A 13513-nucleotide genomic window follows, 5' to 3' on the forward strand; every position below is an offset into this window, starting at 1 on the left:
GACAATGGCGGTTTCCGTATCCTCGGAGCGCGACACCGTCGCCTCCCCCGTGCAGCGTGCATTGCGCGAAGCGTTCTATGCCGGCGCCATCTCGCTGGGGTTGTTCATTCTCTTCATCGGCCTGAAGACCGACCAGAACATCAGCAACCAGCTGATCCTGGTGCAGCGCTGGTTGCTGCTCATCACCGTGGTCGTGCTGACCATGCTTGGCCGCTTCTTCTACATTGCCTATGGCCAGCCGTTCATGGCCAATCAGAAGATCACCAATGTCGCCACCGGCCTGTTGCCGGCGAGCGTCGCGTCGCGCTTCTTCCTGCTTCCGGCCTTCATCGTCGCCGTCGTGTTGGCGGTTGTCCTAGTTGCGTTCGGCAGCGCCCTGCCGGCGTTGGTGGGGCCCGATCTGGCCGGCTACCTTCAGTTCCTGCGCGCATTGGCCGTCATTTACGCGCTCGCTTGCGTGATCTTCTATTTCCGCTCCTTCATCCACGCCAATTTCACCAAGCTCGGCATTGCGGCGCTGGTGCTATACCCGATCCTCGTCGTCGTGGTGCTGTCGATCTACGCGTGGTCGATAACCGGCGGCCTGCAGGGCTCGTTGAAGTGGGTCGACAATTTCGGCATCCAGATCCTGATCTATGTGATGCTGGCCTGGGGGCTGAACATCGTCGTCGGCCTCGCCGGCCTGCTCGATCTCGGCTACGTCGCCTTTTACGCGGTCGGCGCCTATGCCTATGCGTTGCTCGGTTCGCAATACGGCCTGTCGTTCTGGATCCTGCTGCCCGCCGCCGGCGCCATGGCCGCCTTCTGGGGCGTTATGCTCGGCTTTCCGGTGCTCAGGCTTCGTGGCGATTACCTGGCGATCGTGACGCTGGCCTTCGGCGAGATCATCCGCCTGGTGCTGATCAACTGGCGTGAAGTCACCAACGGGTCGGCCGGCATCTCCGGCATCCCGAAGGTCACCTTCTTCGGCCTGATGACGTTCAATTCGACGGACCCGAACTACATCGGCAAGGTGCTGCACATCGCCCAGTCAAGCGCCTACTACAAGATCTTCCTCTACTATCTCATTCTCGGCCTGGCGCTGCTGACCGCCTTCGTCACCATCAGGCTCAGGCGCATGCCTGTCGGCCGCGCCTGGGAGGCGCTGCGCGAGGACGAGATTGCCTGCCGCTCGCTTGGCATCAACACCACCACCACCAAGCTCACCGCCTTTGCCACCGGCGCCATGTTCGGCGGTTTTGCCGGCGCCTTCTTCGCCGCACGGCAAGGCTTCGTCAGCCCTGAATCCTTCGTCTTCCTCGAATCGGCGATCATCCTGGCCATCGTGGTGCTCGGCGGCATGGGCTCGCTGGTCGGCATCGCGGTCGCCGCGCTGGTGATGATCGGCGGCACCGAGGCGCTGCGCGAACTCGATTTCCTGAAAAGTGTCTTCGGAAAAGATTTCACCCCGGAGCTTTACCGCATGCTTTTGTTCGGCATGGCGATGGTCATCGTCATGCTGTGGAAGCCGCGCGGCTTTGTCGGCAGCCGTGAACCGACGGCCTTCCTCAGTGAACGAAAAGCGGTCTCCTCCTCCTTCACCAAGGAAGGGCACGGCTGATGAGCGCGACCTCCATTCAGAAGACCAATCCGGGTATGAAAGACGCCATCCTCCAGGTCGAGCATCTTTCGATGAAGTTCGGCGGCCTGATCGCCATCGGCGACCTGTCGTTCCAGGCCAAGCGCGGCGAGATCACCGCTCTGATCGGACCCAATGGCGCCGGCAAGACCACCGTCTTCAATTGCATCACCGGCTTCTACAAGCCGTCGGAAGGCATGATTACGCTCAACCGGGCCGACGGCTCGAGCTTCCTGCTCGAACGGCTGCCCAATCATGAGATCCCGGCGCGCGCCAAGGTGGCGCGCACCTTCCAGAACATCCGCCTGTTCTCGGGCATGACGCTGCTGGAGAATCTGCTGGTTGCCCAGCACAACAAGCTGATGAAGGCATCCGGCTATACGATCCTGGGCCTGTTCGGGATCGGCGGCTACCGCAGGGCCTCGGCTGAATCGGTGGAGCTTGCCAAGCACTGGCTGGAGAAGGCCGATCTTGTCGATCGCGCCGACGATCCGGCCGGCGACCTGCCCTATGGCGCGCAGCGGCGCCTCGAGATTGCGCGCGCCATGTGCACAGGGCCCGAACTTCTGTGCCTCGACGAGCCTGCGGCCGGTCTCAATCCGAAGGAGTCGGCTGCGCTGAATTCGCTGCTGATGGACATCAAGAGCAGTACCTCGATCCTGCTGATCGAACATGACATGTCGGTGGTCATGCAGATTTCCGACCATGTCGTGGTGCTTGAATATGGCCGCAAGATTTCCGACGGCAGCCCGCAATCGGTGCGTACCGACCCGCGCGTCATCGCCGCCTATCTCGGCGTCGACGACGAGGAGGTCGAGACGGTGCTGACCGAGGTTGGCGATGAAGACGTCATCGAGCAGCTGGACATCGGGCCGGATTCGGCTCACGGACCAGGCACATCGTCTTCCTATCTCGCCGGCCCGGTAAGCGACACGATCGGCCACAGCCAGGGCGAGCGGGTCACGGTGTCGAAGGGAGCTTCAAAGGCCACCCAATACGATACAAGAGCCAACTCCGCGCCAAGAGCACCGTCCGAGCGTCTAACGGCCAAGTCCAAGCCGGCGGCCACCAAATCCCCGACAGGCAAGCCGCGCGGAGGGCGTAAGTGATGGCCGAGACAACGCTGCTCGACATCAAGGGCGTCGAGACCTACTACGGCAACATCAAGGCGCTGAACGGCGTCGATGTCCACGTCAACCAGGGCGAGATCGTCGCGCTGATCGGCGCCAACGGCGCCGGCAAGTCGACGCTGATGATGACCATCTTCGGTGCGCCGCGCGCTCGTGCCGGCTCAATCACTTTCGCCGGCACCGACATCACCCAGATGCCGACGCACGAGATCGCCCGCATGCGCATTGCGCAGTCGCCGGAAGGCAGGCGCATTTTCCCGCGCATGACGGTGATGGAAAACCTGCAGATGGGCGCCGGTCTCGACAATCTCAAGCACTATGACGAAGATGCTGAGAAGGTGTTCGCGTTGTTCCCGCGCCTCAAGGAGCGCATTGCCCAGCGCGGCGGCACGCTGTCGGGCGGCGAGCAGCAGATGCTGTCGATCGGACGTGCGCTGATGGCGCGGCCGAAGCTGCTGCTGCTCGACGAGCCGTCGCTGGGTCTGGCGCCGCTGATCGTCAAGCAGATCTTCGATGCCATCCGCGAGCTGAACCGCACGCAAGGGCTGACCGTGTTCCTGGTCGAGCAGAACGCCTTCGGCGCGCTCAAACTCGCTACGCGCGGCTATGTCATGGTCAACGGCAACGTAACCATGAGCGGCACAGGCAAGGAATTGCTCGCCAATCCGGAAGTGCGGGCGGCCTATCTCGAAGGCGGCCATCACTGATTTTGGAGCGGAATGTATGCATACGGTATTCCGCTCCAACTTGTTTGTTTGTCGCAGGACCTTTGTCCGAAAAGTCTGCAACTTTTCGGGATCATGCTAGGGAGTCTTCATCATGCAAGGCATTCTTCACGAGGAACCTTCCATCTGGCAGTTCTTCTTCGTCACCTGTCTGCTCGGCGGCTGGGCGGCATGGATGACCGGCAAGGCCAGCGCCCAGACATGGCGCAGCCTGCCGGCGCTGTTCGCCTATCTGCTGGGCCTCGGCATCGGCATCAGGTTCATCCATCATGCCCTGTTCGGCGGCACGATGTTTTCGCTGCAATACTATGTCGTGGACACAATCGTGCTCATGATATTGGGATTTGTCGGCTATCAATACACGCGTACGAACCAGATGGTGACGCAGTATAATTGGCTTTACGAACGGGCTTCGATCTTAAGCTGGAAACCGAAAGGTTGACGTTCATCATTAACGCCGTTCCGGGGATGAATCGGCGTGACAAGGGCCTGAAAATCGGCAAAGTACGCTTTCTGCGATAAGGGTGGGCATCGCATGAAAGTTTCATCCACGCCCACCTCGTAAATGGGAGCGTTTAAATGAAGAAATCACTTTTGTCCGCCGTTGCCCTGACCGCGCTTGTCGCGTTCGGTGGCAATGCATGGGCTGACGTTATCGTCGGCGTCGCAGGTCCGATCACCGGTCCGAATGCGGCCTTCGGTGCGCAGCTGCAGAAGGGTGCGGAAGCGGCCGTTGCCGACATCAACGCAGCAGGCGGCATGAACGGCGAGCAGATCAAGCTCGAAGTCGGCGACGACGTCTCGGATCCGAAGCAGGGCATTTCGGTCGGCAACAAGTTCGTCGGCGACGGCGTGAAATTCGTGATCGGCCACTTCAACTCGGGGGTCTCGATCCCGGTTTCGCAGGAAGTCTACGTCGACAACAACATCGTCGAAGTGACGCCTGCGGCGACCAACCCGAAATTCACCGAGCGCGGCCTGTGGAACGTGTTCCGCACCTGCGGACGCGATGACCAGCAGGGCGGCATCGCCGGCGGCTATATCGCGACCAACTTCAAGGACGCCAAGGTTGCCGTCATCCACGACAAGACCCCCTATGGTCAGGGCCTTGCCGACGAGACCAAGAAGGCGATGAACGCAGCCGGCCTGACCGAAGTCATGTACGAAGGCGTCAATGTCGGCGACAAGGACTTCTCGGCGCTGATTGCCAAGATGAAGGACGCCGGTGTTACCCTGATCTATTGGGGCGGCCTGCATACCGAAGCCGGCCTGATCATCCGCCAGTCGGCGGACCAGGGCCTCAAGGCTACCCTGATGTCGGGCGACGGCATCGTCACCGACGAGCTGGCTGCGATCGCCGGCGATGCGGTTATCGGCACGCTCAACACCTTCGGTCCCGATCCGCGCCTGATCCCCGAGAACAAGGCACTGGTCGAGAAGTTCCGCGCTCAGGGCTTCGAGCCGGAAGCCTACACTCTCTACTCCTACGCCGCCATGCAGGTGATCGCCGAGGCTGCTGCCGTGGCCAAGTCGAACGACCCCGTGGAAGTGGCCAAGGCGCTGCACGAGAAGGGCCCGTTCAAGACCGTTCTGGGCGATCTCGCCTATGACGCGAAGGGCGATCCGAAGCTCCCGGGCTACATCATGTACGAATGGAAGAAGGGTCCGGACGGCAAGATCTCCTGGTTCCCGAAGTCGTAATTCGGAACGCAGCTCTATGGAATGCCCGGCGCTCGCGCCGGGCATTTTTGTTGGTGACAGGGCGGCAGCGAGGGTGGCTGGACAAGCCGTTAGCCGGGGTCGACTTTGTGCGGGCACGACAATTAGCGTCACCTCGCGGCGCCAATCGCACGCAGCTTTTCGAGCCGTGGTGCTAGAATCGCATTTAAATCGGTTTAGTCTCTCCTCGATTTTGGTTGCACTGCAGCATTTTCGCGTTAATCATGCCTCCGCCCCATCCCTCCCTGTCCGGAGCCTCCTTCCTTGGCCATCACGAAGATCCTCGTCGCCAACAGGTCCGAAATTGCCATCCGCGTCTTTCGCGCGGCCAACGAGCTCGGCCTCAAAACCGTGGCGATCTGGGCCGAGGAGGACAAATATTCGCTTCATCGGTTCAAGGCCGATGAAAGCTACCAGGTCGGGCGCGGGCCGCATCTGGCCAGGGACATGGGGCCGATCGAAAGCTATCTGTCGATCGAGGAAGTGATCCGGGTCGCCAGACTGTCCGGCGCCGACGCCATCCACCCGGGCTATGGCCTCCTGTCGGAAAGCCCTGAATTCGCAGATGCCTGCGCCGAGGCCGGCATCACTTTCATAGGGCCGAAGCCCGACACGATGCGCCGGCTCGGCAACAAGGTCGCCGCGCGCAATCTGGCCATCGAGGTCGGCGTGCCGGTGGTGCCGGCAACCGAACCGCTGCCGGACGACATGGAAGCAGTCAAGCAGCTCGCCAAGACAGTCGGCTATCCGGTGATGCTCAAGGCATCGTGGGGCGGGGGCGGGCGCGGCATGCGCGCCATCCGCACGGAAGCCGACCTCGCCCGCGAGGTGATGGAAGGCAAGCGCGAGGCCAAGGCCGCCTTCGGCAAGGACGAGGTCTATCTCGAAAAGCTGATCGAGCGCGCCCGCCATGTCGAAGTCCAGGTGCTCGGCGACACGCATGGCAACGCTGTACATCTGTTCGAGCGCGACTGCTCGATCCAGCGCCGCAACCAGAAGGTCGTCGAACGGGCGCCGGCGCCCTATCTCAGCGAGGTATTGCGCCAGGAGCTTTGCGGCTATGCGCTCAAGATCGCGCGGGAGACCAGCTATATCGGCGCCGGCACGGTGGAATTCCTGCAGGACGCCGACACCGGCAAGTTCTACTTCATCGAGGTCAATCCGCGCATCCAGGTCGAGCACACCGTGACCGAGCAGGTGACCGGCATCGACATCGTCAAGGCGCAGATCCACATACTGGACGGCTTTGCCATCGGCACGAAAGAGTCGGGCGTGCCGGCGCAGGCCGACATCAGGCTGAACGGTCATGCGCTGCAGTGCCGCATCACGACCGAGGATCCGGAGCATAGTTTCATTCCGGACTACGGCCGCATCACCGCTTATCGCGAAGCCGCCGGTTTCGGCATCCGCCTCGACGGCGGCACCGCCTATTCGGGCGCGGTCATCACCCGCTTCTACGATCCGCTGCTGGAGAAGGTGACTGCCTGGGCGCCGACACCGGCCGAGGCGATCGCCCGCATGAACCGGGCCTTGCGCGAGTTCCGCATCCGCGGCGTGGCGACCAACCTCACCTTCCTCGAGGCAATCATCAACCACCCGCGCTTCGCCGACAATTCCTATACGACCAGGTTCATCGACACGACGCCGGAGCTGTTCGCGCAGGTGAAGCGGCAGGACCGCGCCACCAAGCTGCTCAACTATCTGGCCGACGTCAGCGTCAACGGCCATCCCGAAACCCGCGGCCGTCCGATGCCCAAGGCCGATGCGGCAGCGCCTGTCGTGCCCTATCTCAACGGCAACGTGCCTGATGGCAGCAAGCAGAAGCTCGACGCGTTGGGGCCGGAGAAATTCGCTGCCTGGATGCGTGAGCAAAAAGAGGTGCTTGTCACCGACACGACGATGCGCGACGGCCACCAGTCGCTGCTCGCCACCCGTATGCGCACGCATGACATTGCCGGCATCGCCGGCACATATGCGCGGGCGCTGCCGCGGCTGCTGTCGCTGGAATGCTGGGGCGGCGCCACTTTCGACGTCGCCATGCGCTTCCTGACCGAGGATCCGTGGGAGCGGCTGAGCAAAGTGCGCGAAGCCGCCCCCAACCTTTTGCTGCAGATGCTTCTGCGCGGCGCCAACGGCGTCGGCTACACCAACTATCCCGACAATGTGGTGCAACATTTCGTCAGCCATGCGGCGGCCGGCGGCGTCGACCTGTTCCGCGTATTCGACTGCCTGAACTGGGTCGAGAATATGCGCGTCGCCATGGACGCGGTGGGCGCCGAGGGCAAGCTGGTCGAAGCGGCGATCTGCTACACCGGCGACATCCTCGATCCGGCGCGCGCCAAATACGACCTTAAATACTATGTCGGGCTGGCGAAGGAATTGCAGGCCGCCGGCGCCCATATCATCGCCGTCAAGGACATGGCCGGGCTTTTGAAGCCGGCTGCCGCCCGCGTGCTGTTCAAGGCGCTGCGCGAGGCCACCGACCTGCCGATCCATTTCCACACCCACGACACGTCAGGCCTGTCGGCGGCGACGGTGCTGGCCGGCGTGGAAAGCGGCGTCGACGCCATCGACGCGGCGATGGATTCCTTCTCCGGCAACACCTCGCAGCCTTGCCTGGGCTCGATCGTCGAGGCGCTGAAGGGAACCGAGCGCGATCCCGGCCTCGATCCGCAATGGATCCGCAAAATCTCCTTCTACTGGGAAGCGGTGCGCAACCAGTATGCCGCCTTCGAAAGCGACCTCAAGGGGCCAGCCTCGGAAGTCTATCTGCACGAAATGCCGGGCGGCCAGTTCACCAACCTCAAGGAACAGGCGCGTTCGCTGGGGCTGGAAACGCGTTGGCACGAGGTGGCACAAGCCTATCACGACGTCAATTTGATGTTCGGTGACATCGTCAAGGTGACGCCGTCGTCCAAGGTGGTCGGCGACATGGCGCTGATGATGGTGAGCCAGGATCTGACCGTTGCCGACGTCGAAAACCCAGCCAAGGACATCGCCTTCCCGGACTCGGTCGTCTCGATGCTGCGCGGGGATCTCGGCCAGTCGCCCGGCGGCTGGCCTGCGAAGCTGCAGAAGAAGGCATTGAAGGAAACCAAGCCGATCACCGTACGGCCGGGCTCGCTGCTCAAGCCAGCCGACCTCAAGGCCAGCCGCAGGGAGATCGAGCAGAAGCTGGAGCGCAAGCTCTCGGAGTACGAATTCGCCTCCTGGCTGATGTATCCGAAGGTGTTCACCGACTTCGCCGCCGCGCAGGAAACCTACGGGCCGGTCAGTGTGCTGCCGACGCCGACCTATTTCTACGGCATGAAGTCCGAGGATGAGATCTTCCTGGACATCGAAAAAGGCAAGACGCTTGTAGTGCGCTGCCTTGCGATCGGCGACGTCGATGAGAAGGGCATGGTCACCGTGTTCTTCGAGCTCAACGGCCAGCCGCGCCGTGTCCGGGTGCCGGACAGGGCGCATGGCGCCTCGGCGGCCAAGGCTCGGCGCAAGGCCGAGCCCGGCAACGAGGCGCATGTCGGCGCGCCGATGCCGGGCGTGGTCTCCGCCCTTTCGGTTGCCGCCGGCCAAGCTGTCAAGGCCGGCGACGTGCTGTTGTCGATCGAAGCCATGAAGATGGAGACGGCCCTGCATGCCGAGCGCGACGGCACAGTGGCCGAAGTGCTGGTCAAGGCCGGCGATCAGATCGATGCGAAGGATCTGTTGATCGCGTTTGGCTGACGCGCGGATCCATCACACTGGGGACGGCTGGCAGCAGCCGTTCACGAAGCGCCGATAATGGCTTGACCCGCCGCGCCTGCTCGGGCATCGAACCCGCTCCAATTTACCGCGCCAGAATCGCGGTGCGAAAAAGTAGCGGAGAAAAAACATGGCCGACGACATCACAGATACCAGCCAGACTGTTGCCGCCGGCCAGTTGCGCGCCTTCATCGAGCGCATCGAGCGGCTCGAGGAAGAAAAGAAGACCATCGCCGACGACATCAAGGAAGTGTTCGCCGAGGCCAAGGGCACCGGCTTCGACACCAAGGCGATGCGGTCGATCATCCGGCTGCGCAAGAAGGACCAGGCCGAGCGCCAGGAAGAGGAAACCATCCTCGATCTCTACAAGGCCGCGCTCGGCATGGTGTAAGGCTGTCTGGAAATTCTACTCCGGCTGATATCGCCAGAGCGAATTTCGAAACAGTCTCGGGCCAAGGAATGATGCTGGAACGGGCATCGAACCATGAGCGAATTCGACTTCGGCGCCCGCCGCGCCTCTGAATTCCGCCAACGCAGCTTCTGGGCGCTGTTCGCCGAACGGCATCCGGAGGAACGCGCTTCCATGGCGCGGCGCGGACCCTGGTTCTGGCAGCGCGGGCTGCCCGACTTCGCTCTGGTCCTGTCCATGTATGTCGCGCCGGCGCAAAGCCAAGTTGGCGTCTTTTTCGGCCGTAACGAGAAGTTCGGCGCGACCGGGGTCTGGTCGCGGCTGAAGCCGTTCCAACCGGCAATCGAAGACTGGCTGAAGCTCAGGCCGGAGCAGAGCTGCGAGGGCCTCGGCATCAATTCGATGTGGCGGGTGAACTGCTATGCCGAGGACAACTGGCCGGCCATGGCCGACTGGCTGGTGACGGAATGCTCGCGCTTCGAGCGCGCCGTCACCGACGTGCTGGGAGAGGGATAGCTATCAGGTGTTGGTGCAAAGCATCGGATCCTTCTTCGGCTCGCGCTGGCAAGGCGCGGTGCCGGTCGAGCGGTTGTTCTGGCGCGATCTAGTCCTTGTCGGCACGGCGATCAACATCGCCTCGTCGGTGGCCGCGCTCATTCTGCTCGGCTTGAAGCTGCCGCTCGCCGTCGTCCTGGCGGTGCATTTCGCGCCCGTGCCCTACAACATCTTTCTGACCTTTGCCGTCTGGCGAACCACGGAAAAATCCAGTGGCGCCAAGGCTTCGTTGATGACGCTCGGGGCTACGCTTTGGCTGATCCTGGTGGTGGTTGTCTGAGAAGATTGACACGAAAAAGGGCGGCCGAAGCCGCCCTTTGAAGATGGTGGTCAAGCTGCGGCTTAAGCCGCCGGCTCGAATTTCAGCGCCACGCCGTTGATGCAATAGCGCAGGCCGGTCGGCGGCGGGCCGTCCTCGAAGACATGGCCGAGATGGCTGCCGCAGCGGGCGCAGTGGCATTCGGTGCGGACCATGCCGTAGCTGCGGTCGACGGTGTTTTCGACCGAACCGGGCACCGGATCATTGAAGCTCGGCCAGCCGGTGCCGCTCTCGAACTTGAGCTTGGATTCGAACAGCGGCTGGTCGCAGCCGACGCAGGAAAAGGTGCCCGCGCGCTTTTCGTAGAGCAGCGCGCAGCTTCCGGGCCGTTCGGTGCCATGGCCGCGCATGACCGCATATTGCTCGGGCGTCAGGCGGGCGCGCCATTCGGCGTCGGTGCGGGTGACAGGGTAGGTGTGGGTGTCCATTTGATCTCCTCAGCCTTGGCGGCTTGTTGTTGGTTGCAAGCTATATTCGCTTAGAGATAGGCGTTTGTTACGTGTTTTGCTCGCATTTTCAGCCGAGCTCCTACCCAATCGCCTGAAGATAGCGGGCGATCGACGCATGAAATGCCGTTCTTGCGCCGCCGATGATGTTCTGCTGCCACCACGCGCCGTAGATGTCGTCGAATTCGAAAGGCTCAAGTGCCGCCGCGATGCGTCGCACGGCCGGCGCATTGAGCGGAATGTAGTTCGGATAGCTGTACATGAAGCTGACATGGCGACGCGTCGGCGTCACCTGCAATATGTCGCCGGACAGCAGGGCGTTACCGTCATCGCGTTTCCAATGCAGCACCTGGCCGCCGGCAAAATGGCCACCGCAACGCACGAGTGTCAGCGACGGGTTTATGGCCAGCGTCTCGCCCGCCCAGCTGACGATGGCGTTGTGCGGCCGCATAATCCACTGGCGGTCGTCGGCATGGAGATAGATCGGCACGCCGCCAAACGCCTCGCTCCACTCGACCATCACCGAATAATAGTGGCAGTGCGAAATGGCGATCGCGGCCAGGCCGCCGCGACGGTTGATTTCGGCTACCGCCTCGTCGCTCACCATCGAGATGCAATCCCACAGCACATTGCCGTGCGGCGTCTGCGCCAGCAGCGCCCGCTGGCCGATAGCAAAGCGCGGCTCGATGCCGAAAGCGAGAACGCCGGCATCGTCCTTCATCACAAGCCTATGCCCGGCAGAGAGTTCTTCCCCAGTGATCCAGGCCTGGCCTTCCCAGCGCACATATTGCCGCTCGTCCTCGCAGATCGGGCAATTTTCTGGAGGGGTCTGCGTTGCCGCGAACTGGACGCCGCATTGCGGGCAAAGAAAGCAGGTCATCGGTTTTCCTCTCATATCAATGCTTGCGTGAGAGCTGCTTCGTCGCGGCTTCCAACCCGGCCAGCGTCAGTGGGAACATGCGGCCGCCGAAGAGATCGCGGATCATCGCGATCGAATGGGTGAAGCCCCAGTTTTTCTGGTTTTCGGGGTTCAGCCAGACCGCATTCGGCCATTGCTGGATGAGGCGGCCAAGCCAGACACTGCCGGCTTCCGGGTTCCAATGCTCGACCGAACCGCCGGGATGCGCGATCTCGTAAGGGCTCATCGAGGCATCGCCGACGACGATCACCTTGTAGTCGGGGCCGTATTTGTGAAGCAGATCGAAGGTCGGGATGGTCTCGGCATGCCTGCGCCGATTGTCCTTCCAGACGCCCTCGTAAAGGCAGTTGTGGAAGTAAAAATATTCGAGCTGGCGGAATTCGGCGCGGGCGGCCGAAAACAGCTCCTCGACGCTTTTGATGTGGTCGTCCATCGAGCCGCCGACATCGAAGAACATCAAGAGCTTCACGGCGTTGCGCCGTTCGGGGCGCGTCTGCACATCGAGATAGCCGTGCTCGGCGGTGGCATGGATGGTGCCGGGCAGGTCGAACTCTTCCTCCGCACCCTCGCGCACCCAGCGACGCAGGCGCTTCAGCGCCACCTTGATGTTGCGGGTGCCGAGCTCGACGGCGTCGTCGAAATTTTTGAACTCGCGCTTGTCCCAGACTTTCACCGCACGGCGATTGCGGCTTTCATGCTGGCCGATGCGCACGCCTTCGGGATTGTAGCCATAGGCGCCGAAAGGCGAAGTGCCGCCGGTGCCGATCCATTTCGAGCCGCCCTGGTGGCGGCCTTTCTGCTCCTCCAGCCGCTGCTTCAGTGTCTCCATCAGCTTGTCGAAACCGCCGAGCGCCTCGATCAGTTTCTTCTCTTCCTCGGTCAGGTGCTTTTCGGCGAGCCGGCGCAGCCATTCCTCAGGGATGTTGGCGACACCGACGGCATCGGGGCCGGTGAGCGCCTCGATCCCCTTGAAGACATGCGCAAACACCTGGTCGAAGCGGTCGATATGGCGTTCGTCCTTCACAAGCGCGGCGCGGGCGAGGTAGTAAAAACCCTCGACGTCATAGTCGACCAGCCCGGCCTCCAGCCCTTCCAGCAGCGACAGATATTCCCTGAGCGAAACGGGAACGCGCGCGGCCTTTAGTTCGAGAAAGAAGGGGAGGAACATGGTTTGCCGTTATCTATGCCGAACGGTCACGGCGGAGTCGCCACGGGCACTGTCGATTTCGCCGGATTGCAGAAGATTTGCCACAGTCGTGGGTTGGGCATGGGCAAGTGCTTTGCGATGCGGGCTTCCGCCCATTCGCGCATAGCCGAGGCGGCATCGGCTATCGCTTCCGCCGGGTTTGCGCCGGCCCCGTGGCAGCCGGCGAGATCGGGCATCCGCACTCCCCAAACGCCGTCACTGCCATCCAGGATTCCGACATAGCGGATCATTCGGCTCCTTCCGCGTTATTTCGACCGCGCTCGCATCATAGCAGATCATACTCGATAAAACCTGTCCGCCGCGCGACATGGTCGTAGAGCTTGCGCGCTGTGGCGTTGGTTTCGTGGGTCATCCAATAGACGTTCTTGACGCCGATCTTGCCGGCTTCCTGCTTGACCGCTTCAATGAGGGCCGCACCGATGCCCTTGCCGCGCACATCAGGGTCTGCGAACAGGTCCTGCAGGTAGCAGTTGTTTTTCTCCGACCAGCCGGAGCGGTGATAGAGATAATGGGTCAGGCCGACCGCCTTGCCGTCGAGCGTGGCGATAAACCCCTTCGGTTCGAATTCACCTTCCGTGAACAGTCGTTTCCAGGTGATGTCGTAGACCTCGTCCGGCAGCTTGGTCTCGTAGAAGGTGAGGTAGGCAGTCCACAGCCGCCGCCAGTCGGCATGGTCGGCCAGCGCCAGCGGGCGGACGGTGATCTCGGTCATTTCGGTTCCTCGA

13 protein-coding genes and 1 pseudogene are annotated in these 13513 nt (G+C 62.3%); 9 read left to right on the top strand and 5 right to left on the bottom strand.

The genetic code is table 11. The annotated features are described in order from the left end of the window. Positions 1-4 precede the first annotated feature (4 nt). From livM to X727_RS145440, 9 genes and pseudogenes are all read left to right on the top strand, one after another. Entirely contained in the window at positions 5-1600 is a 1596-nt protein-coding gene (gene livM / locus X727_RS145480; RefSeq protein ID WP_023684138.1) for a high-affinity branched-chain amino acid ABC transporter permease LivM, read from the top strand. Continuing rightward, positions 1600-2607, top strand: a pseudogene (locus X727_RS145475) (ABC transporter ATP-binding protein); the annotation flags it as partial. The gene livM and the pseudogene X727_RS145475, both read left to right, overlap by 1 nt. A 119-nt stretch (positions 2608-2726) precedes the next feature. Beyond that, positions 2727-3455: an ABC transporter ATP-binding protein gene (locus X727_RS145470; protein WP_023668718.1), complete on the top strand. Its 729-nt coding sequence runs from the start codon at positions 2727-2729 to the stop codon at positions 3453-3455. A 112-nt stretch (positions 3456-3567) separates the two neighbouring features. Beyond that, a complete protein-coding gene (locus X727_RS145465) occupies positions 3568-3915 on the top strand; it encodes a DUF6867 family protein (RefSeq protein ID WP_023668719.1) in 348 nt (115 codons plus the stop codon). 137 nt (positions 3916-4052) lie between these two features. Then, on the top strand, positions 4053-5174 hold the full coding sequence (locus X727_RS145460; protein WP_023668720.1) for a branched-chain amino acid ABC transporter substrate-binding protein: 1122 nt from the start codon (positions 4053-4055) through the stop codon (positions 5172-5174). 282 nt (positions 5175-5456) lie between these two features. Beyond that, positions 5457-8915 carry a pyruvate carboxylase gene (gene pyc, locus X727_RS145455; RefSeq protein WP_023834629.1) on the top strand — a complete coding sequence of 1153 codons (3459 nt, stop codon included), beginning with the start codon at positions 5457-5459 and terminating at the stop codon, positions 8913-8915. A gap of 148 nt (positions 8916-9063) precedes the next feature. Further along, positions 9064-9324 (top strand): DUF2312 domain-containing protein, encoded by a 261-nt coding sequence (locus tag X727_RS145450; protein ID WP_023668722.1) that lies wholly within the window; start codon positions 9064-9066, stop codon positions 9322-9324. Between the two features lie 93 nt (positions 9325-9417). Beyond that, on the top strand, positions 9418-9858 hold the full coding sequence (locus X727_RS145445) for a hypothetical protein (RefSeq protein ID WP_023668723.1): 441 nt from the start codon (positions 9418-9420) through the stop codon (positions 9856-9858). A gap of 7 nt (positions 9859-9865) precedes the next feature. Next, positions 9866-10177: a hypothetical protein gene (locus X727_RS145440; RefSeq protein WP_023688926.1), complete on the top strand. Its 312-nt coding sequence runs from the start codon at positions 9866-9868 to the stop codon at positions 10175-10177. 62 nt (positions 10178-10239) lie between these two features. On the opposite strand, the gene msrB is transcribed toward X727_RS145440, so the two are convergent. From msrB to X727_RS145420, 5 genes are all read right to left on the bottom strand, one after another. Next, positions 10240-10644: a peptide-methionine (R)-S-oxide reductase MsrB gene (gene msrB, locus X727_RS145435; protein ID WP_013529102.1), complete on the bottom strand. Its 405-nt coding sequence runs from the start codon at positions 10642-10644 to the stop codon at positions 10240-10242. 100 nt (positions 10645-10744) lie between these two features. Next, a complete protein-coding gene (locus X727_RS145430) occupies positions 10745-11542 on the bottom strand; it encodes a hypothetical protein (RefSeq protein WP_023684142.1) in 798 nt (265 codons plus the stop codon). A gap of 16 nt (positions 11543-11558) precedes the next feature. Continuing rightward, complete coding sequence (locus tag X727_RS145425; RefSeq protein WP_023815246.1) at positions 11559-12749, bottom strand: VWA domain-containing protein; 1191 nt, start codon at positions 12747-12749, stop codon at positions 11559-11561. A 26-nt stretch (positions 12750-12775) separates the two neighbouring features. Further along, the gene (locus X727_RS1000000165675) at positions 12776-13018 is read right to left on the bottom strand and encodes a type II toxin-antitoxin system HicB family antitoxin (RefSeq protein ID WP_031204429.1); all 243 of its coding nucleotides are present in this window, start codon (positions 13016-13018) and stop codon (positions 12776-12778) included. Between the two features lie 35 nt (positions 13019-13053). Further along, positions 13054-13500 carry a GNAT family N-acetyltransferase gene (locus tag X727_RS145420; RefSeq protein WP_023668728.1) on the bottom strand — a complete coding sequence of 149 codons (447 nt, stop codon included), beginning with the start codon at positions 13498-13500 and terminating at the stop codon, positions 13054-13056. Positions 13501-13513 lie beyond the last annotated feature (13 nt).

Origin of the sequence: Mesorhizobium sp. L103C105A0, from assembly GCF_000502215.1 — a bacterium.
Taxonomy (GTDB): domain Bacteria; phylum Pseudomonadota; class Alphaproteobacteria; order Rhizobiales; family Rhizobiaceae; genus Mesorhizobium.

Bases quoted from the DNA above. Each gene is read 5' to 3' on its own strand.
- X727_RS145460 (WP_023668720.1), top strand. From the start codon at position 4,053: ATGAAGAAATCACTTTTGTCCGCCGTTGCCCTGACCGCGCTTGTCGCG.
- X727_RS145420 (WP_023668728.1), bottom strand. From the start codon at position 13,500: ATGACCGAGATCACCGTCCGCCCGCTGGCGCTGGCCGACCATGCCGAC.
- X727_RS145465 (WP_023668719.1), top strand. From the start codon at position 3,568: ATGCAAGGCATTCTTCACGAGGAACCTTCCATCTGGCAGTTCTTCTTC.
- X727_RS145430 (WP_023684142.1), bottom strand. From the start codon at position 11,542: ATGACCTGCTTTCTTTGCCCGCAATGCGGCGTCCAGTTCGCGGCAACG.
- livM (WP_023684138.1), top strand. From the start codon at position 5: ATGGCGGTTTCCGTATCCTCGGAGCGCGACACCGTCGCCTCCCCCGTG.
- X727_RS145450 (WP_023668722.1), top strand. From the start codon at position 9,064: ATGGCCGACGACATCACAGATACCAGCCAGACTGTTGCCGCCGGCCAG.
- X727_RS1000000165675 (WP_031204429.1), bottom strand. From the start codon at position 13,018: ATGATCCGCTATGTCGGAATCCTGGATGGCAGTGACGGCGTTTGGGGA.
- X727_RS145445 (WP_023668723.1), top strand. From the start codon at position 9,418: ATGAGCGAATTCGACTTCGGCGCCCGCCGCGCCTCTGAATTCCGCCAA.
- X727_RS145425 (WP_023815246.1), bottom strand. From the start codon at position 12,749: ATGTTCCTCCCCTTCTTTCTCGAACTAAAGGCCGCGCGCGTTCCCGTT.
- msrB (WP_013529102.1), bottom strand. From the start codon at position 10,644: ATGGACACCCACACCTACCCTGTCACCCGCACCGACGCCGAATGGCGC.
- X727_RS145470 (WP_023668718.1), top strand. From the start codon at position 2,727: ATGGCCGAGACAACGCTGCTCGACATCAAGGGCGTCGAGACCTACTAC.